At 71.3% G+C, this 20,049-nt stretch carries 21 protein-coding genes; 10 read left to right on the top strand and 11 right to left on the bottom strand.

Annotated elements, in window-relative coordinates; all coding sequences use genetic code 11:
• Positions 1 to 168: 168 nt before the first annotated feature.
• Both QBJ89_RS06170 and QBJ89_RS06175 read right to left on the bottom strand, forming a co-directional pair.
• Entirely contained in the window at positions 169 to 963 is a 795-nt protein-coding gene (locus tag QBJ89_RS06170; protein WP_277979645.1) for a 3'(2'),5'-bisphosphate nucleotidase CysQ, read from the bottom strand.
• Positions 956 to 2,302 (bottom strand): TldD/PmbA family protein, encoded by a 1,347-nt coding sequence (locus tag QBJ89_RS06175; RefSeq protein ID WP_277979646.1) that lies wholly within the window; start codon positions 2,300 to 2,302, stop codon positions 956 to 958. Before QBJ89_RS06175 ends, QBJ89_RS06170 begins: the two co-directional genes overlap by 8 nt.
• 246 nt (positions 2,303 to 2,548) lie before the next feature.
• On the opposite strand from QBJ89_RS06175, the gene QBJ89_RS06180 reads away from it, so the two are divergent.
• The 3 genes from QBJ89_RS06180 to QBJ89_RS06190 are packed head-to-tail and all read left to right on the top strand — an operon-like array spanning position 2,549 to position 4,088.
• On the top strand, positions 2,549 to 2,860 hold the full coding sequence (locus QBJ89_RS06180; protein ID WP_183922676.1) for a hypothetical protein: 312 nt from the start codon (positions 2,549 to 2,551) through the stop codon (positions 2,858 to 2,860).
• A gap of 14 nt (positions 2,861 to 2,874) precedes the next feature.
• Positions 2,875 to 3,723, top strand: a complete 849-nt coding sequence (locus tag QBJ89_RS06185; RefSeq protein WP_277979647.1) for a hypothetical protein — start codon at positions 2,875 to 2,877, stop codon at positions 3,721 to 3,723.
• The gene (locus tag QBJ89_RS06190; protein WP_277979648.1) at positions 3,720 to 4,088 is read left to right on the top strand and encodes a Rap1a/Tai family immunity protein; all 369 of its coding nucleotides are present in this window, start codon (positions 3,720 to 3,722) and stop codon (positions 4,086 to 4,088) included. The genes QBJ89_RS06185 and QBJ89_RS06190 overlap by 4 nt, the downstream gene beginning before the upstream one ends.
• 24 nt (positions 4,089 to 4,112) lie before the next feature.
• On the opposite strand, the gene QBJ89_RS06195 is transcribed toward QBJ89_RS06190, so the two are convergent.
• The 4 genes from QBJ89_RS06195 to QBJ89_RS06210 form a co-directional block, all read right to left on the bottom strand.
• Positions 4,113 to 4,496: a hypothetical protein gene (locus tag QBJ89_RS06195; protein ID WP_277979649.1), complete on the bottom strand. Its 384-nt coding sequence runs from the start codon at positions 4,494 to 4,496 to the stop codon at positions 4,113 to 4,115.
• Positions 4,497 to 4,650: 154 nt separating this feature from the next.
• Entirely contained in the window at positions 4,651 to 5,607 is a 957-nt protein-coding gene (locus QBJ89_RS06200; protein ID WP_277979650.1) for a phytoene/squalene synthase family protein, read from the bottom strand.
• 24 nt (positions 5,608 to 5,631) lie between these two features.
• Positions 5,632 to 6,213, bottom strand: coding sequence for a TIGR00730 family Rossman fold protein (locus QBJ89_RS06205; protein ID WP_277979651.1), 582 nt, complete (start codon positions 6,211 to 6,213; stop codon positions 5,632 to 5,634).
• Positions 6,214 to 6,274: 61 nt separating this feature from the next.
• A complete protein-coding gene (locus tag QBJ89_RS06210; RefSeq protein ID WP_277979652.1) occupies positions 6,275 to 6,583 on the bottom strand; it encodes a hypothetical protein in 309 nt (102 codons plus the stop codon).
• A gap of 198 nt (positions 6,584 to 6,781) precedes the next feature.
• On the opposite strand from QBJ89_RS06210, the gene QBJ89_RS06215 reads away from it, so the two are divergent.
• Positions 6,782 to 7,126, top strand: a complete 345-nt coding sequence (locus QBJ89_RS06215) for an MmcQ/YjbR family DNA-binding protein (RefSeq protein WP_277979653.1) — start codon at positions 6,782 to 6,784, stop codon at positions 7,124 to 7,126.
• A 279-nt stretch (positions 7,127 to 7,405) separates the two neighbouring features.
• On the opposite strand, the gene QBJ89_RS06220 is transcribed toward QBJ89_RS06215, so the two are convergent.
• Together QBJ89_RS06220 and crtY are read right to left on the bottom strand one after the other, a co-directional pair.
• Complete coding sequence (locus QBJ89_RS06220; protein WP_277979654.1) at positions 7,406 to 8,878, bottom strand: phytoene desaturase; 1,473 nt, start codon at positions 8,876 to 8,878, stop codon at positions 7,406 to 7,408.
• Positions 8,875 to 10,035: a lycopene beta-cyclase CrtY gene (crtY, locus tag QBJ89_RS06225; RefSeq protein ID WP_277979655.1), complete on the bottom strand. Its 1,161-nt coding sequence runs from the start codon at positions 10,033 to 10,035 to the stop codon at positions 8,875 to 8,877. Before crtY ends, QBJ89_RS06220 begins: the two co-directional genes overlap by 4 nt.
• 174 nt (positions 10,036 to 10,209) lie before the next feature.
• Here crtY and QBJ89_RS06230 point away from each other — a divergent pair, with 174 nt between their 5' ends.
• The gene (locus tag QBJ89_RS06230) at positions 10,210 to 10,755 is read left to right on the top strand and encodes a peroxiredoxin (protein WP_277979656.1); all 546 of its coding nucleotides are present in this window, start codon (positions 10,210 to 10,212) and stop codon (positions 10,753 to 10,755) included.
• A gap of 162 nt (positions 10,756 to 10,917) precedes the next feature.
• Entirely contained in the window at positions 10,918 to 11,952 is a 1,035-nt protein-coding gene (locus tag QBJ89_RS06235; RefSeq protein ID WP_277979657.1) for a GGDEF domain-containing protein, read from the top strand.
• A 130-nt stretch (positions 11,953 to 12,082) separates the two neighbouring features.
• On the opposite strand, the gene QBJ89_RS06240 is transcribed toward QBJ89_RS06235, so the two are convergent.
• Complete coding sequence (locus tag QBJ89_RS06240) at positions 12,083 to 13,300, bottom strand: argininosuccinate synthase (protein WP_277979658.1); 1,218 nt, start codon at positions 13,298 to 13,300, stop codon at positions 12,083 to 12,085.
• Positions 13,301 to 13,417: 117 nt separating this feature from the next.
• Between QBJ89_RS06240 and QBJ89_RS06245 the strand changes: the two genes are divergently transcribed.
• Positions 13,418 to 13,852, top strand: a complete 435-nt coding sequence (locus QBJ89_RS06245; protein WP_277979659.1) for an EF-hand domain-containing protein — start codon at positions 13,418 to 13,420, stop codon at positions 13,850 to 13,852.
• 112 nt (positions 13,853 to 13,964) lie between these two features.
• On the opposite strand, the gene QBJ89_RS06250 is transcribed toward QBJ89_RS06245, so the two are convergent.
• A complete protein-coding gene (locus QBJ89_RS06250) occupies positions 13,965 to 15,191 on the bottom strand; it encodes an SAM-dependent methyltransferase (RefSeq protein WP_277979660.1) in 1,227 nt (408 codons plus the stop codon).
• Between the two features lie 96 nt (positions 15,192 to 15,287).
• Between QBJ89_RS06250 and thrC the strand changes: the two genes are divergently transcribed.
• The 3 genes from thrC (at position 15,288) to QBJ89_RS06265 (ending at position 18,636) form a co-directional block, all read left to right on the top strand.
• Entirely contained in the window at positions 15,288 to 16,685 is a 1,398-nt protein-coding gene (thrC, locus tag QBJ89_RS06255) for a threonine synthase (protein ID WP_277979661.1), read from the top strand.
• 7 nt (positions 16,686 to 16,692) lie between these two features.
• Positions 16,693 to 17,562 carry a class I SAM-dependent methyltransferase gene (locus tag QBJ89_RS06260; protein WP_277979662.1) on the top strand — a complete coding sequence of 290 codons (870 nt, stop codon included), beginning with the start codon at positions 16,693 to 16,695 and terminating at the stop codon, positions 17,560 to 17,562.
• A gap of 657 nt (positions 17,563 to 18,219) precedes the next feature.
• Entirely contained in the window at positions 18,220 to 18,636 is a 417-nt protein-coding gene (locus tag QBJ89_RS06265) for a DUF1810 domain-containing protein (RefSeq protein WP_277979663.1), read from the top strand.
• Between the two features lie 7 nt (positions 18,637 to 18,643).
• Here the strand turns inward: QBJ89_RS06265 and QBJ89_RS06270 are convergent, their stop codons facing one another.
• Entirely contained in the window at positions 18,644 to 20,041 is a 1,398-nt protein-coding gene (locus QBJ89_RS06270; RefSeq protein ID WP_277979664.1) for an efflux transporter outer membrane subunit, read from the bottom strand.
• Positions 20,042 to 20,049: the final 8 nt, after the last annotated feature.

Here is a 20,049-nt window from a genome sequence, read left to right on the forward strand (position 1 = left end):
GGGAGAGGCGCGACTCTCCGCCCCCTTACCTTCATCCCGGACTTGGTCCCGGATCTACGGCACCCCTAGATCAACATGGCCTGAGTGAGCGGCGCGGTGGATCCCCGACCAGGTGCCGGATGACGGTCATAAGGGAGAAATCCAAGCATCGTTGACCACCCAACGCCGCTATCCGATCACCGCCCGCGCGCGCCCGGCGAGATGCTTCACCGAAGCGGCGTGGATGCCCGGCGCGGTCACCAGCACGCCATAGGCGCGCGGGTCGGGCTTGTTGAACAGGATCGGCGCGCCGAGCGCGTCGCTCACCGTCGCGCCGGCCTCGCTCGCCACCAGCACCGCCGCGGCGATGTCCCACTCATTGCCCCAGCGCAGCGTCGCGACGAGATCGGCCCGGTCGCTCGCCACCATCGCGATCCGCAGCGCAATCGAGTTCGGCTTCTCCACCGCGACCAAGGTGCGATCGGTCTTGGGCAGCGCGTCCACCGGCACGCGCGCACCCTCGAAGTCATGCCGGTCACCTGCCGCGAGATCGAAGCGTTTGCCGTCCTCGCGCGCCACGGTTGCGCCAGCGCCGGCGCGCGCGCGCCAGACCTCGCCGCGCGCGGGCGCGTCGAGCACGCCGATCACCGGTCGACCGTGCTCGATCAGCGCGACCGAGACGCACCAGCCGGCGCGCCCGCGGATATAGTCCCGCGTGCCGTCGATCGGGTCGACCACCCAGACGCGCTCGCGCGCGAGCCGGTCCGGGCGGTCGGCGGTCTCCTCGGAAAGCCATCCGGCGTCGGGCAGCAGCGCGCTCAGCCGCGCGTGGAGCATGCGGTCGACATCGATGTCGACCTCGCACACCGGGCTGCCGGGCGCCTTCTCCCAGCGCGCGAAGTCGGTGCGCCAGCGCGCGAACGCCATCTGCCCTGCCTCGCGCGCGATCGCCGCCACCGCGTCGGCCAGCGCGGCGTCAGCCACCCGCCACCGTCATGCCCTCGATGCGCAGCGTCGGCACGTTGACGCCGTGACGGAAGACGAGATCGTTCGCCGGCGTCAGCGCGCGCAACATGTCCTTCAGGTTGCCCGCGATGGTGAACTCAATCACGGGCCGGGTGAGCTCGCCGCGCTCGATCAGGAAGCCCGCGGCGCCGCGGCTGTAGTCGCCGGTCACCGGATTGACGCCCTGGCCGATCAGCTCGGTGACGTAGATCCCCTCGACGATGTCCTCGATCAGCGTCTCCACCGGCACGTGGCCCGCCTCCATGTAGAGGTTGCTCGTCGTGACTCCGGGCGCGCCGGCGATGCCGCGCGAGGCGTGGCCGGTCGGCTCGAGCCCGAGCTGGCGTGCCGAGGCACTGTCGAGCAGCCAGGTCTCGAGCATCCCGTCGCTGACGATGGCCACGGGCGAGACCGGCAGCCCCTCCCCGTCGAACGGGCGCGAACGCAATCCGTGGGGGCGGTGCGGGTCGTCGATCACGTTGATGCCCGCCGGCAGGATCGCGGTGCCGAGCGAGTCGAGCAGGAAGCTGGTGCGCCGCGTCACCGCGCTGCCCGAGATGGCGCCGCTGAGATGGCTGAGCAGGCTGGCGCCGACGCGCGGGTCGAACACCAGCGGCATCGCGCCGCTCGGCGCGCGCCCGGCGCCGACCCGCGCCGTGGCGCGCTCGCCCGCGAGCGTGCCGATCGCCTCGGGCGCGTCGAGATGCGCGTGGTGGCGGGTGGCGTGGAAGCCATAGTCGCGCTGCATCGCGCCGCCGGTTCCCGCGATCACGCTGGCGGAGAGCGTGTGGCTGGTCGCCTCATACGCGCCGGCGAAGCCGTGGCTGGTCGCAAGCGCCCAGACGCTCCGGCCCCAGGCCGCCCCCGCGCCCTCGCTGTTGGTGACCCCGTCGACCGCGCGCGCCGCCGCTTCCGCGCGCGCGGCGGCGTCGCGCAGCGCGGCGGGATCGGGTTCGTCGCGATCGGCGAGGTCGAGCAGCGGCGCGGCGCCGTGCAGGAGCCGCGACTCGGGCGCAAGCCCGGCCCAGCGGTCCTCGGGCGCCTCGCGCGCCATCGCCACCGCGCGCTCGACCATCATGTCGAGCGACTCGGGCGAAACGTCGGAGGTGGAGACGCTCGCCGAGCGTTGCCCGACGAAGACGCGCAGGCCGAGGTCAGCACCCTCCGAGCGGCCGACGTCCTCGAGCGCGCCGAGTCGCACCGACACCTCGCTCGAGGCGTTGGCGGCGAACACCGCATCGGCGGCGTCGGCTCCGGCCGCGCGGGCGCGACGGACGATATCAGTAGCGCGCTCCTGCGCCTGGTCGGGGGTGAGCATGAGAATGATGTAGGTCCGAGATCCGCACGATGGCTAGTCCTCGGCCAACGCCTTGTGCCGCGGAATGGATGCGAGCCCGGTGCCTGGCGCGTGACGAACTGGTCGATCCCACCATCGTCGCGGCACCTGTCCCGTCTCGGCTCACCGCGCGGTTTACCGTCTATTAACGTTTCGTTCAGGCGCCGGAACGTTCTCCTGCCCCGCGCATTCGCGCTATCTGTCCATTTTGGTACGAGAGGTAAGTAGATGCGTTCCAACCTTCCCCGCGTCACGGCCCTGACGCTGATCGCGGTCGGCGCCGTCGGGCTCGGCGGCTGCGCCTCCAAGGGCTTCGTCCGTGACCAGATCGCCACCGTGAACCAGCGTATCGACGGGCTCGACGGTCGTCTGCGCACGGTCGAGGGCACCTCGGGCCAGGCGCTCACCCAGGCACAGGCCGCCGCCGCCCAGGCGCAGCAGAACAGCCAGCGGATCGACCAGCTCGGCACCCGTGTCGACGCGTCGGAGCAGCAGATGCAGCAGCTCCAGCAGCAGCGCGCGCGTCGCCCGCGCGGCTGAGCCACGACGACACGATGCACGCGCGTCGCGGGGCGGCACGGCCGGCCATCATCGATATGGCCGGCCGTCCGTCTCGCGGCGCGGGTCGCGTGATCGTCGCGATGGCGGCGGCGCTGGCGCTGTCGGGCGCGGCGATCGCCGCGCCGCAGGCTTCGTCGCCGCGCAAACCCACGATCGCCAAGGCCGGCGCCGCCAAGGCGGCGGTGAAGCCGGCCCGCAAAGCCACTAAGTCGGCCAAGGCCGTCGTGGAGCGGGTAGAGCCGGCGCCGGTCGTGCCGCGATCGGAGAATGCCGAGCGGATGATCGCCTGGGTCGCTGCCTCGCATGACAACGGCAAACTGCCCTATGCGGTGATCGATAAGCCCGCCGCGACGCTGTATCTCTTCGCCGCCAACGGCGACTTTCTCGGCGAGACGCCGGTGCTGCTCGGCGTCGGCATCGGCGACGACTCCACGCCGGGCGTTGGCGCCAAGAACCTCGACGATATCGGGCCGGCCGAGCGCACCACCCCCGCCGGCCGCTTCGTCACCAAATTCGGCCGCGCTTTCGGACGCCAGCGCGTGCTGTGGGTCGACTACGCCAATGCAGTGGCGATGCACGTCGTCACCAGCCTCCACAAGAACGAGCACCGTGTCGAGCGGCTGCTGTCACCCTCGCCCGAGGACAATCGCATCTCCTTTGGCTGCATCAACGTCGGCGCGCGCTTCTACAACGGCAAGTTGCGTCCGCAGTTCGAGAAGCGCGGCGGCATCGTCTACGTCACGCCCGACGTGAAGCCGCTGGACGAGGTGTTTCCACGCGTGCGGCTGCTGCCCTATCTCGCCGCTGCTGGCGCCACGAACGGGTCGGGCGCGGCGCGATGAGCGCGCTATTGCTTGCGGCGCTGCTCGCGGCGGCGGACCGGCCGGTGGTGGTCAGCTCGCTGACGACGCCCCAGCTGGTCGAGCTGTGCCGCGGCAAGGACGACGATCCCACCGCCGACTTCTGCACCGGCTACATGCTCGCTGCCTTCGACGCGCTGTCGAGCGCGCGCCAGATCTGCCCCGCGCCGGATCGCAGCTCCAATGTCGCGGTCACCGCGGCAGCGCGGAAATACCTGCGCAAACAGGGCAAGAAGTCGAGCGCGGCGCCCGCCTTCGTGGTGCGGCAGGGGCTGAAGGAAACCTTCCCGTGCAAGGCCGCGCCGAAACCCCAGCCCAAGCCCAAGCCGGTCCGCAAGCGGCGGTAACAGCGCTCGCCGGTCGGGTCCGACTCAGTGTCGCTCGTCGGCGGCAGGTGTATCGGCACGGCGGTTCGCGGGCGCGTCGCGATCGCGCAGCCGCTCGCCCGCATCACTGAGCGCGTCTCCGGCGCGATCGCGCACCCGGTCGGCGTGGTGGCGCACGCCGCTCTCGAGCCGGCGCGAGGCATCGTCGATTCGGTCGGCGGCGCGGTCGAGCGAGCGCGCCGCGGCGCCGTCGACCTGATTGCCGATCGTGTCGGTCACCGACTCGACGCTGGCGGCGACATTGTCGGCGGCCGCGCCGATCTCGCCCGCGATGGCGTTGCCGGTCCGGTCGGCATGTTCCTCTACCCGGTCGCCGCAAGCGGCCAGGGCCAGGGCAGCGAAGGGGGCGGTCAGGGCGAGTTTCGTCATCGGGTCGGGGCTCCTCTCACCTCGATCAATGACTCGCGCGCGCGTTGGTTTCGGGTGACGCCTGACCGCCCGCTCGCTTGTGCTCCAGCGCCCGCAGGAGCGGCTTGGGAGGATGTTTGTGGTACCCGGGCTCCGCCGTGCGCCGGAGCACGGCTCAGCGCGACGGCAGAGGCGATGACCGCGGCCGCGTCCACAGTCGCGGGTCGCGCGGCATGTCGGCGATCCCTTGTCGCCGTGCCGCCTGCCACGCGGCACGCGCGATCCAGGTGAGCTTCTCGCGCTTGCCCGTGGTGACGCGATGGTCCCAGGCATGCGCCCCACGCGCCGCGACGCGCCGCGCGATGTCGCCGTAGATCCCCGCCGCCGCCAGCACCGCCCAGGCCGAACGGTAGGACAGTGCCTTGGTGCCCACCCGCGCGCTCGCCTCGTGCAGCTCGGCGCGCGCCGCCAGCCGCCGCGCCAGCACCACCAGTCGGTCGCGGAACGGCGGCTTCATGTGCTGGCCCGGCGGCACGTCCATCTCGGCGAGCCATTCGTCGGGGAGGTAGCAGCGCGCCGCCCGGTCGTCCTCCTCGATGTCGCGCGCGATATTGGCGAGCTGGAAGGCGAGGCCGAGGTCGCAGGCCCGGTCGAGCGTCGCCTCGTCCTCGGGCGGCACCCCCATCACGACCGCCATCATGCAGCCGACCGCGCCGGCGACATGGTAGCAATAGCGGTACAGATCCGCCTCGGAACGCGGACGCCAGTCATCGGCATCGAGCTGGAAGCCGTCGATCAGGTCGGTGACGAAGCCGTGCGGCAGCCGCGTCTCGCGCGCGACCACGCCGAGCGCGTCGAACGCGGGATCGCCGGTCGGCTCGCCCGCCAGGGCGGCAGCACTGAGCCGGCGCACCTCGGCAACCCGCGCGGGGGCGTCGGTGACGGCGCGGCGGTCATGGCCGTGATCCTGCCCGTCGACGAGATCATCGCAGCGGCGGCACCAGGCGTAGAGCAGCCAGGCGCGCTCGCGCACGTCCGGCGCGAACAGCTGCGACGCCGCGGCGAAGCTCTTCGAGCCGCGCGCGATCGACTCGCGCGCCGTCGCCACCAACGCGGCGCGCGAGTCGGTCACGCCGCCCTCCTCATAGAAGCGCGCTCACAGGTCGCTGGCGGCCATGCGGACGATCGGCTGCGTCGGCGCGTGCGCCGCCATCGCGCCGAGCAGCGTGTCGAGTGTGTCGCCGACGATCAGCAGGTCGCGGTGCTGCGCGCGCAGGAAGCCGACCTCGCCCATCTTGGCCCAGAAGGCGACGAGCTCGTCATAGTAACCGCGTGCGTTGAGCAGGCCGACCGGATCGGCGTGATAGCCGAGCTGCGCCCAGCTCAGCGCCTCCCACAATTCGTCCATCGTGCCCGTGCCGCCGGGCAGGGTGACGAAGCCGTCGGCGAGGTCGGTGAAGAGCTGCTTGCGCTGGTGCATGCCGGGGACGACGTGCAGCTCGGTGAGCCCGCGGTGCGCCACCTCGGCGTCGACCAGCGCCTGCGGAATGACGCCGATCACCTCGCCCCCCATGGCCAGCGCCGAGTCGGCGATCGCGCCCATCAGCCCGAGCCGCCCGCCGCCGTAGACCAATCCGATGCCGCGCTCGGCGAGGGTGCGGCCGACCTCGCGCGCGAGCTCGAGGTAGAAGGGATCGGCAGGGGTGGCGGAGCCGCAGTAGATGGCGAGGCGCTTCATGGCCGCGAGCGCTACGGGAAGCGCGTGCCGGGGGCAATGGCGCGCGCGGCCGCTCGCGCGCTCAGCGGCGCGACGTTGCGGCCGCGAGGGGCGCAGGGCAGCGGTCACCCGCGCGCGACACGTAGCGCGGCGGGCGACCGGCGGCGGCGACGGGCACCAGCGAGACGCTGTCCCACCGCGCGGCGATGCCGCCCGATTCGTAGCGGACGATCCAGACGTCCCCCCGTTGGTCGGCCTGGACGAAGCGATGGCGCGGCACGCCGGGGTGGCGGACGTCGATCGCGTCATGGCGCTGCCCCGCGTCGGCGATACCGCCGGTCGCGAGAAAGCGCGTCAGCTCGAGCCGCGCCGCCGCCGGCAGCGCGCGCATCGTCTCGACCGCGACACCGCGCGGGCCGCAGCGGGGCGGTGGTGGTACCGTGGCGGTGGCCAGCAGGGCGGCGATCAGCAGCGTGGCGGGCCTCTCGATCTATCTCCGCACGCAGCGAAGCAGATGCGGTGGCGATCGTCACCCGACGTCGCCAGATCGGGGCAGTCGATCTATGCTCGCCCGTAGGAGAGATGCGTCATGAGGGACTGGGACGATGTCGTCGCGACCGGGCTCACGCTGCCCGGGGTGGTGCTCGGCACCAGCTACGGCAAGCCGGCACTGCTGCTGCGCGGCAAGATGCTCGCCGCCACGACCGCGCCCGATCGCGCCAGCTTCGTGCTCCATGTCGCGCCGATCGAGAAGGAGCTGCTGATCGAGACCGATCCCGCCACCTTCTGGGAGACCGACCATTATCGCGGCTGGCCGGCGGTACTGGTGCGCTACGACACCGACGCCGACGCACGGGTCGCGCTGCTGCTCGAGCGTGCCTGGTGGGATCGCGCGTCGGTCACGCAACGCAAGGAGCGCGGCGAGCGGCCCTGAGCGCTGTCCTACGCAGCGGTGGCGGCGTTACATTGCCGGGCGATGCCTCGGGCGATACACGATCTACCTGCTCCCACGCGGCAGCTGGGAGCCCCGGTCGCGGGCCTGGCTGGGCCGGGGCAGGCGACTCAACATTCGGCCGTGGCGGGCTCCCAGAGACTCAACTTTCTCAACATTCGCGTGCGGCCGCGCGACGGGTCGAACCGCCGCGCGGCGCTCCGCGCCATCGCGCTGCCGCCCTACTCGTCTGCGAAAGCGTCTTCTTCGCTGGGCGATCCGCTACCGCCCCAGCATCAGCGCCGCGGTCGCCTTGGCGCTACCGACCACGCCCGGAATGCCCGCGCCCGGGTGCGTGCCCGCGCCGACGAAATACAGATTGGGGATCGCGTCGTCGCGGTTGTGGACGCGGAAATAGGCGCTCTGGGTGAGGATCGGCTCAAGCGAGAAGGCGCTGCCGAGATGCGCGTTGAGGTCCGCCGCGAAGTCGGTCGGCGCGTAGCTGAACTTCGTCACGATTCGATCGTGGATGTCGGGGATCAGCCGGCGCCCGACCTCGTCAAGGATGCGCTGCTCCAGGATCGGGCGCACCGTCTCCCAGTCGCCGGTGTATTTGCCCATGTGCGGCACCGGCGCCAGCGCGTAGAAGGTCGAGCAACCCTCGGGCGCGAGGCTGGGGTCGGTCACGGTCGGGTGGTGGAGGTAGAGCGAGAAGTCTTCGCTGACCACGCCATGTTTGTAGATATCGTCGAGCAGCCCCTTATAGCGCGGGCCGAACAGGATCATGTGGTGCGGGATGCCGGGCCACGTGCCCTTGATCCCGAAGTGCACCACGAACAGCGAGGGCGAGTAGCGCTTGCGCTCGAGCTTCGTCGCGGTCCGCTTGGCCGCGCCCGAGCCGGGCAGCAGGTCGCGGTAGACGTGGAGGATGTCGGCGTTGGCGGCGAGCATGTCGGTGGGCGTGTTCCAGCCACTGGCGGTCTCCACCGCGGTGACGCGGTCGCCCAACGTCTCGATCCGCGTCACCGCGTCGTTCAGCCGCAGCGTGCCGCCGAGCCGCTCGAACAGCGTCACCATGCCCGCGATCAGCCGGTTGGTGCCGCCGCGCGCGAACCACACGCCGCCGTCGCGCTCCAGCTTGTGGATCAGCGCGTAGATCGCGCTGGTCGTCATCGGGTTGCCGCCCACCAGCAAGGTGTGAAACGAGAGCGCCTGGCGCAGCCGCTCGTCCTGCACGTATTTCGACACGATCGAATAGACCGAGCGCCACGCCTGGTATTTCGCCAGCGCCGGCGCCGCCTTGATCATCGACGCGAAGTCGAGGAAGGCGACATGGCCGAGCTTCTCATAGCCTTCGCGGTAGACCCCGGCGGAATAGTCGAGGAAGCGCGCGTAACCGGCCACGTCGGCGGGGTTGAGCTTGGCGATCTCGGCGCGCAGCACCGTGTCGTCGTTGGTATAGTCGAAATTGGTCCCGTCGGGCCAGTTGAGCCGGTAGAAGGGCTGCACCGCCTCGAGCGCGACGTCGCTCGCCATCGTTTGGCCGGACAGCGCCCAGAGCTCCTCAAGGCAGGCCGGGTCGGTGATCACGGTCGGCCCGGCGTCGAAGGTGAAGCCGTCGCGCTGCCACACGTACGCGCGCCCGCCGGGCTTGTCGCGTGACTCGAGCACGATCGTCTCGACCCCCGCCGATTGCAGCCGGATCGCCAGCGCCAGGCCGCCGAAGCCGGCGCCGACTACCACCGCGCGCGTCATGCCGCGCCCCGCAGCGCAGCGATGGCGCGGCCGAGCGGCACCGGCGGCCGCCCGCTCAGCACGCGCGCCTTGTCGAACGCGGTCGAGCGCGCCGCATAGAAGCGCGCCACCAGCGGCGCGGGCAGGCGGTAAAAGCGTTCCAGCACGCGGTAGCGCTGGTCGGGGTCGGCGGCCTTGAAGAGCATGAGATCCAGCATCCGGTAGAAGCGCCGCGCCGCCCACAGCCGCGCCGCATAGGAGTAAGTAAGGTCGTGGAGCGCCGCACCCGAGAAGTCGTGCTGCGCCGCGACCAGCTGCGCCAGCCTCACCGCGTCGGGCAGCGAATAGCCCGTGGTGGGATGGAACAGTCCCGCCCGAACGCCCGCCTTGGCCAGCTTGCTCCCGCCGCTGCGCCAATAAGCCTCGAAATCGCCGCCATAGACCACCGGCAGGACGCCCTGTTCGCGGTGGATCGTCTCGGTGACGCTCCACCCCTGGTCCGCGGCATAGCGGTCGACCCGCGCTGCCACCGCGGCGACGTCGAGCGTGGGCGCGTCGCTGTAATAGGTGTCCTCCACCAGCAGCCGGTCGGCGGCGAAGGGCAGCAGGTAGACGAAGCGATAGCCGTCGAGCTGCGGCACGGTCGAGTCCATCACCACCGGTCGCGCCACGCCGTGCGCCCCGGCGACGCGCAGCTCGTGGCCGACGAACTTCTGCCAGCCGCAGTCGAGCGCGGTGAGATCGCCCGCGCCGCGCGAGTCGATCACCCCGGCGGCGGTGAGCCGGTCGCCGTTGGCGAAGACCACGGCGGTGGGGCTGCACGCCAGCACGCGCCGCCCGGTCATCAGCGCGCGGCGCGGCAGCGTGGCGCGGACGTGCGAGTCGAGCCCGGTCGAGCGAACGGAGTAATAGGCTTGCGCGAGGTGGCGCGCGTGTGCGGGGAAGCGCACGTCGTAGCTCGGCCAGGCATGCGCCACCAATGGCGCGATCAGGTGGCGGTCGGCGCGCGCGACGTCGCCGCCGAAGAAGGACCAGAGATGGTTGCCCCCGATCGCCTCGCCCGCCTCGATCAGCCGGACATCGAGCAGCGGATGGCGCGCGTGGACCGCGAGCGCGATCAGCGCACCGGCGAGACCGCCGCCGACGATCGCCAGGTCGCATCTGTGGGTCGCGGGCATGGTCCGGCGCTAACCTATCGCAGCCGCGCGGGGAAGCCCGGCGCGGCAGTGGACGGCGCGAGACCGGGGCGGGCGGGCGCCACGGCCATGCGAAATGGAAAGCCTCGCCTTTTCCTGTCCTAACGTCGATTAGCGCGCTACAAGACGCGCCTTCCTCTGCTGGAGCCGTTCGCCATGCGCCGCGCCGTCATCACCGCCGTCACCGCCGCCCTCACCGCCGCGCTCGCCGTGCCGGCCGCGGCGACGCTCAAGCCCGGTGCCGCCGCGCCCGATTTCTCCACCCGCGGCGCGATCGCGGGCAAGGTGGTGCCGATCAGCCTGCACGAGCAGCTGCGTCGCGGGCCGGTGGTGCTCTATTTCTTCCCCGCCGCGTTCACCTCTGGCTGCAACGCCGAGGCACGCGCTTTCGCCGAGAAGGTCGACGCCTTCCGTGCCGCGGGCGCGACCGTGATCGGCATGTCCGCCGACAACGTCGAGGATCTGCAGCGTTTCTCGTCGAGCGAGTGCGCGGGCAAGTTCGCGGTCGCCAGCGCCGGCCCCAAGGTGGTGGCGGGCTATGACGTCGCGCTCGGCCGCGCGGTGAAGGGCAAGAGCGTCACCAGCCGCACCAGCTATGTCATCGGCCGCGACGGCAAGGTCGTCTTCGTCCACGACGACATGAACCCCGCCGAGCATGTCGCGATGACGCTGGCCGCGGTGCAGAAGCTCAAGCAAGGCTGAACGACGTGATCCGGCGCAGTCAACGCCGGGTCACCATATCTTAGCGAGTCGGGCGCTAACGTCCTGGTCTGGCGGGTCGCGCGGGCGGCGCGCCGTCGGTGCGTGGGGGCGCGCCGGCCGGGACGAGGCGAGGCTCGACAGGAGCCGATCGGGGGCGAGCGGGTGGCGAGCAGGGCGGTCGACGGGCGGCAGGGGACGGCGGGCGACCGCCTGTTCACCCGCGTCGGCGCGTTCCTGTCGGCGCACCGGCTGAGCCCCGATCCGGCGCATTATGCCTTCGCTTATGCCGTGGTCGCGCAGCCCGACGGACTGGTCGCGCGTCGGGTCGCCGAGCTGACCGACGGCGGCGTGCGGTTGACCGCACGCGACATCGAGCAGCTCGGCGGCACCGTGCTGGGCGGCGCGCCCGCCGTCCCCGCCGACGACTCCGAGATGACCGCCGACGCGGCGACTCAGGAGGCGATGATCGAGCGCGTGCTTCACCAGCTCGACGGCTTCGGCGACACGGTGCGGATCGCGCACGCCGAGGCCAACGACTTCGGTCGCGACCTCGCGCGATCGGCGGCCGAGATGCGGGACGTGGGCGCCGGCGCCGGGGTGGAGGAGATCAGCCGCCTCACCGCGGCGATGATCGAGCGCGTCCAGCACGCCGAGGCCAAGCTGGAGAGCACGCGGCGTGAGACCGAGGAACTGCGCACCGCGCTGGACGAGGCGCGCGGCTCGGCGCGCACCGACCCGCTGACCGAGCTGCCCAACCGGCGCGCCTTCGACGAGGCCTTCGCGGCGCTCGCGCCGGGCGCGCGGGTGACGGTCGCGATGTGCGACATCGACCATTTCAAGCGGATCAACGACAGCTTCGGCCATCCGGTGGGCGACCGCGTGATCCGCACCGTGGCGCGCACGCTGGCGGACGAGGGCGGCTGCCTGGTCGCGCGTTACGGCGGCGAGGAGTTCGCGATGCTGTTCGAGGGGGTGACACCCGGCGAGGCGGCGGCGCGGATCGATCGCGTGCGCGTCCACATCGGCGAACGCCGGCTGCGCGTGCGCGAGACCGGCGAGCCGATCGGCACCGTTTCCTTCTCGGCGGGGGTCACGGAAGGGGCGGCGAGCGAGGGCCGCGCCGCGTTAGTGGCGCGCGCCGACGCCGCGCTGTATCGGGCAAAGGAGCAGGGGCGCGCGCGGACGATCGTGGCTTAGCGAGCGCTCAGCCCCGCGACTCGACGCTGCCGACTTCCCGGTCTCAGCCTCAGACTCGCTGAGGCTGACGGACACGTTGGCGGGGCAGAGAAGGAGGGGCGGGCGCGCCGCGCGCGCCCCCCGACTATTGTCACCGATCGCGTCGGCCGAGCAGGCGCAGCCGCAGCGCGTTGAGCTTGATGAAACCTGCCGCGTCGCGCTGGTCATAGGCGCCCTGGTCGTCCTCGAAGGTCACCACCTTCTCCGAGTAGAGCGAGTGCGGCGAGCGACGCCCGGTGACGACCGCCTGCCCCTTGTACAGCTTGAGCCGCACCGTGCCCGTCACCTTGGCCTGCGAATGATCGACCGCGGCCTGGAGCATCTCGCGCTCGGGTGAGAACCAGAAGCCGTTGTACACCAGCTCGGCGTAGCGTGGCGCCAGCTCGTCCTTGAGATGCGCGGCACCGCGATCGAGCGTGATCTGCTCGATCCCGCGATGCGCCAGCGCGTAGATCGTGCCGCCCGGCGTCTCGTACATGCCGCGGCTCTTCATGCCGACGAAGCGATTCTCCACCAGATCGAGCCGGCCGATGCCGTGCTTGCGCCCGAGCTCGTTGAGCGTGGCCAGCAGCGTCGCGGGCGAGCACGCCTCGCCGTTCACCGCGACGCCGTCGCCGCGCTCGAAGTCGATCGTGATCGTCTCGGGCTGATCGGGCGCGTCCTCGGGATTGACGGTGCGCGAATAGACGTAGTCGGGCACCTCGTCCCACGGATCCTCCAGCACCTTGCCCTCGGACGAGGTGTGGAGCAGGTTCGCGTCGGTGGAGAAAGGCGCCTCGCCGCGCTTGTCCTTGCTCACCGGGATCTGGTGCGCCTCGGCGAACTCGATCAGCTTCGAGCGGCTGGTCAGGTCCCACTCGCGCCACGGCGCGATCACCTTGATGTCGGGGTTGAGCGCATAATAGCCGAGCTCGAAGCGGACCTGGTCGTTGCCCTTGCCGGTGGCGCCGTGGCTTACCGCGTCGGCGCCGACCTGTGCCGCGATCTCGATCTGGCGCTTGGCGATGAGCGGGCGCGCGATCGAGGTGCCGAGCAGGTACAGCCCTTCGTACAATGCGTTGGCGCGCATCATCGGGAAGACGTAGTCGCTTACGAACTCCTCGCGCAGGTCGTCGATGAAGATATGCTCGCGCTTGATCCCCATCAGCTCGGCCTTGGCGCGCGCAGGCTCCAGCTCCTCGCCCTGGCCCAGATCGGCGGTGAAGGTGACGACCTCGCACTGATATTCGGTCTGGAGCCATTTCAGGATCACGCTGGTGTCGAGTCCTCCGGAATAAGCGAGGACGACGCGCTTGATCTGGTCGGTCATGGGGCAGGCTCCTTTCGCGCGCGGGCGCTACGCGAGCGCGCCGCGCGAGGCAACCGTACCGGCGCGGCGCGCGTCCGTTCACCGCGCGTACAAGCGCCCGTCGCCAAGCCGCCGCCCATGCTGAGGACGCACACCACGCTCGCCGCCGCGCTTGTCGCGCTGCTCGCCACGCCGGCGCTGACGGTCGCCGCCATGGCGCAGGAGACGCGCGCCACCGCCACCGCCAAGCTCGATTCCGAGTTCGCCGCCTCGGACACCAACAAGGACGGCTATCTCTCGCTCGCCGAGCTAGAGGGGCGGATGGCCAAGATGAAGATCCGCGGCAAGGCGCTGGACGCGGTTCATGCCAAGCGAGTCGCCGCTTTGGTGATGGCGCGCGGCGATCTCGACAAGGACGGCAGGCTGAGCCGCGCCGAATCGGACCAGCTGATGGGAGCGGTCTTCTCCGCCTATGACCTCAACCATGACGGGAAGGTCGACGCCGCCGAGGCCGCGCGCGCCCGCGCCATGGCGGACGGGGTGGCGAAGGGCGGGGCGGCGCCGAAGAAGTGACGCCGTCTCGTGCTCCGGCGGCCGCAGGAGCTTAGGGCCACGGAAGGATATGCTTGCGGTCCTGGGCTCCTGCTCACGCAGGAGCACGACGGATCGGACCCGGCGACCGTTCTTACGCGCCCCGCAGCCGCCGCTCCTCCTCGATCATGTAATCGCGCGTCAGCGGCAGGCCGAGCCGATCGCGGCTGAACTGGATCTGGTAGTTCACCAGCGGCCCATTGGTGAAGGAGACGATCGCGCCCGCCAGGTAGAAGGTCCACATGCGGAAGAAGCGCTCGTCGTACAGCGCGACGATCGCGTCGCGTTCGGCGACCGTGCGCTCGTACCAGGCGCGCAGCGTCATGGCATAATGCAGCCGCAGCACCTCGACGTCGGTGACGAACCAGCGGATGAACTCGTTGGCGTGCAGCACCTCCGACAGCGCCGGGATATAGCCGCCGGGGAAGATGTACTTGTCGGTGAACTTGTCGGTGAAGTTGGGCCCGTCGGCGCGCCCGATCGTGTGAAGCAGCATGACACCGTCGGGGCTCAGCAGGTCGCGGCACTTGCTGAGATAGGTGCGGAAATTGCGCAAGCCCACGTGCTCGAACATGCCGACCGAGACGATCCGGTCGAACGGGCCCTCCAGCGCGCGATAGTCGATCAGCTCGAACTTCACTCTGTCGGCGACGCCCGCCTCCTCGGCGCGGCGGCGTGCGACCTTGAGCTGCTCCTCGGAGAGCGTGATGCCTAGCACCTCGGCGCCGGTCTTGGCGTGAATGTACAGCGCCATGCCGCCCCAGCCGCAGCCGATGTCGAGCACGCGCATCCCCGGCGCGAGCGCCAGCTTGGCGACGATATGCGCCTTCTTGTCGGCCTGCGCCTGCTCGAGCGAGTGGGTCGGATCGGTGTAATAGGCGCAGCTGTACTGTTTGTCGGCGTCGAGGAAGAGATCGTACAGCCGGTCCGACAGATCGTAGTGGTGCGCGACGTTGCGCTTCGATGCCTTGGCCTGGTTGCCGGTGAGGCGGTGGCGGATCTGCCCCTTGAGCGTGCGCCAGCGATTGGCGGCGAGGCGGTTGACGCCATTCTCCCAGCGGCTGTTCGCGGTGGCGAGCAGCAGCAGGTCAAGGATGTCGCCCTGCTCGACGATCAGCGTGCCGTCCATGAACGACTCACCCGCCCCCAGCGCCGGGTCGGCGGCGAGGGCGCGATACACCGAGCGATCGGTGATGCGGATCGCGACGGGCTTGAGCGCGGGGTCGTCGCTGCCGAAGCTGGCGGTGCTGCCGTCGGGCTTGGTGAGGGTGAGGCGCCCGCGCTTGATCGCGCGGCTGAGGAAGACGTCGATGAGTGCCATCCGCCTCTGCTAATAAGGTTGCATCGCGCAATCCATAGCCTCGATACGTCGGTGAGCGTTGCGCACGCGCGCCTCGCGCTCTAGGCGAACTGCCCCATGCGTTACGTCAGTACCCGCGGCACCGCCCCCATGCTCGACTTCGCGGGCGCGACGCTCGCCGGCCTCGCCGCCGACGGTGGGCTCTACGTCCCCGAGGCCTGGCCGACGCTGTCCGAGGAGCAGATCGCCGCGCTGGCGGGCAAAAGCTATGCCGAGACTGCAGCGGCGGTGATGGCGCCGTTCGTCGCCGGGTCGCTGACCGAAGACGAGCTGCGCGCGCTGTGCGACACTGCTTATGGTCGCTTCGCGCACGACGCGGTCACCCCGGTCGTCCAGCTCGACCACGATCAGTGGCTGCTCGAGCTGTTTCACGGGCCGACGTTGGCGTTCAAGGACGTCGCGCTCCAGCTGCTCGGGCTGCTGTTCGAGCGCTTCCTGACCGGCACGACCGAGCATCTCACGATCATCGGCGCCACCAGCGGCGACACCGGCTCGGCCGCGATCGACGCGGTGGCGGGACGGGCGGGGATCGACATCTTCATGCTCCACCCCGAGGGACGGGTGAGCGACGTGCAGCGCCGCCAGATGACTACCGTTGGCGCGCCCAACGTCCACAATATCGCGATCCGCGGCGACTTCGACACCGCGCAGGCGCTGGTGAAGGCGATGTTCAACGACGCCGCCTTCGCCGGGCGCTTCCGCCTCTCCGCGGTGAACTCGATCAACTGGGCGCGGCTGATGGCGCAGGTGGTCTATTATTTCTACGCCGCGGTACGGCTCGGTGCGCCCGCGCGCGCGGTCGCGTTCAGCGTGCCCACGGGCAATTTCGGCGACGTCTTCGCCGGCTATGTCGCGGCGCGGATGGGGCTGCCGGTGGCGAAGCTGGTGGTCGCCACCAACGTCAACGACATTCTCGCGCGCGCGCTCAGCACGGGGGACTATTCCAGCCGCGAGGTGGTGCCCACCGCGACGCCCTCGATGGACATCCAGGTCTCGAGCAACTTCGAGCGGCTGCTGTACGATCTCGGCGGGCGCGACGGCACCGCGCTGGCGACGCAGATGCGCGGCTTCGAGGCCGAGCGCGCGATGCGGCTGAGCAATGCGCAGCGCGAGGGCGCGGCCGGGCTTTTCGTCGGCGAGCGCGTCGACCCCGACGGCATGGCGCTGGCGATGCGCCATGCCTGCGAGCGCGCCGGCCAAGTGATCGACCCGCACACCGCGATCGCGCTGGCGGCGGCGCGGCGCCATCTCACCCCCGACGTGCCGATGGTGACGCTGGCCACCGCGCATCCCGCCAAGTTCGGCGACGCGGTCGAGCGCGCCACCGGGGTGCGTCCGTCGCTGCCGGCGCGCGTCGGCGACCTGTTCGAGCGCGAGGAGCGCTGCGTCACGCTCGACGCCACCTATGCCGCGGTGAGCGCGCACGTCGCCGCGCACGCGGTCCCGCGCGGCTGAGGCGCGCGTGGACCTCGTCACGCTCACTGGCGAGCCCTGGGCCGATTACGGGCTGATCGACTCAGGGAACGGGCGCAAGCTGGAGCGCTACGGCCGTTTCCGCTTCATCCGTCCCGAGCCGCAGGCGCTCTGGGCGCCTGCGCGCGACGACTGGCGCGCGCACGGCGCGTTCGTGCCGGGGAGCGACGAGGACGGTGGCGGTCGCTGGGACTTCAGCGAGCCGGTCCCGCGCGACGGCTGGCCGCTGGCGTGGAACAAGGTCCGCTTCACCGCGCAGACCACGCCCTTTCGCCACCTCGGCTTCTTCCCGGACATGGCGCCGGTGTGGGCGTGGATGCGCGAGCGGCTTGCCGGCGTCGAGTCGCCCGAGTGCCTCAACCTGTTCGGCTATACCGGCGTGGGCACGCTGGCGCTGGCGAGCGAGGGCGCGCGGATGGTGCACGTCGACGCCTCGAAGAAGTCGGTCGAGGCGGCGCGCGGCAATGCCGCGCTGTCGGGGCTGAGCGACGCGCCGGTGCGCTGGATGATCGACGACGCCGCCAAGTTCGTCGCGCGCGAAGTGCGGCGCGGACGGCGCTATGACGGGATCCTGCTCGATCCGCCCAAATACGGCCGCGGGCCGACCGGCGAGGTGTGGCGGCTGGAGGAGGACCTTCCGGGTCTGATCGCGGACTGCCGCCGGTTGCTCGACGCCGAGTCGCGCTACCTCTTCCTCACCGTCTACGCGGTGCGCATGTCCGCGCTGGCGATCGGCGAGATGCTGCGGCAAGCCTTTGCCGACCTGCCCGGCACGATCGAGGCGGGCGAACTGGCGGTGCGCGAGGAAGCGCGCGGGCTGGCGCTGCCGACCGCAATCTGGGCACGCTGGTCGCGGTAGCGGGACGGGCCTGCCCCCTGGCTTCTCCGCGGGGAAGCGGTGCGGCTGCCGCGGTGAGGCGCTGACGCCTTATTCCCCTGTCATCCCCACGCAGGCGGGGATCCAGAGACGCTGACGTCTTGGCTCCGTCCCGGGTACCGCGCGTCTGGATCCCCGCCCGTGCGTGGAGGACGGACTGAGGAGCAGCGCGCGGCGAGCAGAGGTCCCGCCGGTTGCTGCCAACCATTGGCCGATCCCGCCGTATCACGCCGGTGAAATCCGCCACCCCACTGACCGCATCATCAAGAAACCGCGCATTTCCGCGAGTTTCTCAACTTGGCACGCCCCCTGCAAAGTGGCGGGCATCGACCGGATGGTCCGGCCGACACCCACCACGGAGCTCCATCATGACCGCTCGTTTCGCCGATCTCGCCCGCCCGCTCGCCACCGTCGTCGCCGCTTTCACCGTCGCCGCGATGATGGTCGGCGCCGCCGTCCCCGTCCTGCCGATCGCCTGAGCGGAGCCGTGACGATGACCCGCCTGCCCTCGCTGCCGCACGCGCTGCTGCTCACCGCCGCCAGCTTCGCCACCACCGCGCTGCTGATCTACGTCGACCTCGCGAGTGCCGTGATCGCCTGATCACGGCACCGCGCCGCGCGGCACGCGTTGCCCGCGGCATGACCCAGGGTGATCTCGACCGCTTCGTCGCCGCGCAGGCGACCAGTTATGCCAATGCGCTCGCCGAGCTGCGCGCGGGTGCCAAGCGCAGCCACTGGATGTGGTACATCTTTCCCCAGATCGCCGGCCTCGGCCACAGCGACATGGCGCGACGTTACGCGATCCGCGACCTGGCCGAGGCGGGCGCCTATCTCGCGCACCCGCTGCTCGGCGCCCGCTATGTCGAGAGCGCCACGGCGCTGCTGGCGCACCGCGGCAGCGACCCCGCCGCGATCATGGGCGGGATCGACTCGATCAAGCTGCGCTCGTCGCTGACGCTGTTCGACCGAGCGGGCGCGCCCGCCACGGTACGCGACACGCTCGACGCCTTCTTCGACTCACCCGATCCGGCGACGCTGCGGCTGCTGGAGCGCTGACCTCGCCTCACGCCGCGCTCCAGCGCCCCCCCAAGGCGCGGAACAGGTCCACCTGCGCGTCCGCCACCAGCTGGTCCTGCAGCGCCAGCGCCGCTTGGGCGTCGGCGAGCGTGCGCTCGGCGTCGAGCTGCGACAGGCTGTCGATCTGCCCCTCGCGGCGCTGCGCGCGCGTGATCCGCGCGGCGCGATCGGCTTGGCCCAGCGCCTGCTGGAGCGCGGCGCGGCGCTCCAGCGAGCGCGCATAATTGGAGAGCGCGGTCTCGGTCTCGCCCAAAGCCGTCAGCACCGTGCCGTCGAAGGTGGCGAGCGCGGCGCGCGTGTCCGCCTCGGCGCCGGCGACCCGCGCGCGCGCCTTGCCCGGGTTGACTGCCCAGTTGAGCAGCGGCCCGAGCAGGAAGTTGAGCGGCCCCGCGCCGAAGAGGTTGCCGAAGCCGGTGCTGGTCTGCCCAACCGACCCGCCCAAGGTGATGCGCGGGTAGAGGTCGGCAGTGGCGACCCCGATCCGCGCGGTGGCGGCGGCGAGGCGGCGCTCGGCGGCGCGCACGTCGGGGCGGCGCGCGAGCAGCACCGCGCCGTCGCCGACCGGGATGGCCTGCTCGATCCGCAGCGCGGTGGCGCGCTCGCCCGCCACGGGGGGCAGCTCCTGCGGAGTGCGCCCGGTCAGCGTCGCGAGCCGAAACAAAGCCGCCTGGCGCTCGGCGACGAGCGAGGGGATGTCGGCGCGGCGCTGGTCGCGCAACGCGGCGATGCGTGCGGTATCGAGCGGGGTGGTCAGACCCGCCTCGGTGCGGCGCTCGGTGGTGCCGACCTGGCGGTCGAGCAGGGCGACGATCCGCTCCGCCACCGCGATCCGCGCCGCCGCAGCGGCGGCGTCGGCATAGGCGCGGGTGGTGTCGGCGACCACCGCAACCCTCACCGCGTCCGCGTCGGCGGCGGCCGCCGCGACGTCGCCGCGCGCTGCCTCGACCCCGCGCGAGACGCGCCCGAACAGGTCGACCTCGTAGGAGACGTCGAGCCCGCCGTCGATCAGCCAGGTCTCGCCGCTCACGCCCGGCGGGCGCTGCGCCTGCGAGAAGCGGTTGTAGGTGCCGCTGGCGCCGAGCGTCGCCTGCGGGGTGCGGTCGTTGTGGACCTCCCGCAGCGAGGCGCGCGCGCGCTCAAGCCGTGCGGTGGCGACGCGGACGTCGGTGTTGGCGGCTAGGGCCGACTCGACCAGCCCGTTCAGCACGGGATCGTCGTACAGCCGCCACCAGTGATCGTCGGGGGCGGCGGCGAGCGTTGTCCCACCGGTGCCGAGGAAGGGAGCGGCCGCGCCCGCGGCGGTGGCGGGGGCACGATAGTCGGGGCCGGCGGCGCAGGCGGCGAGCGCCAGCGTGGCGGTGGCGGCGAGCCAATGCTTGATCATCGTGTCTC

Source organism: Sphingomonas phyllosphaerae, assembly GCF_029623345.1.
Taxonomy (GTDB): Bacteria; Pseudomonadota; Alphaproteobacteria; order Sphingomonadales; family Sphingomonadaceae; genus Sphingomonas; species Sphingomonas phyllosphaerae_C.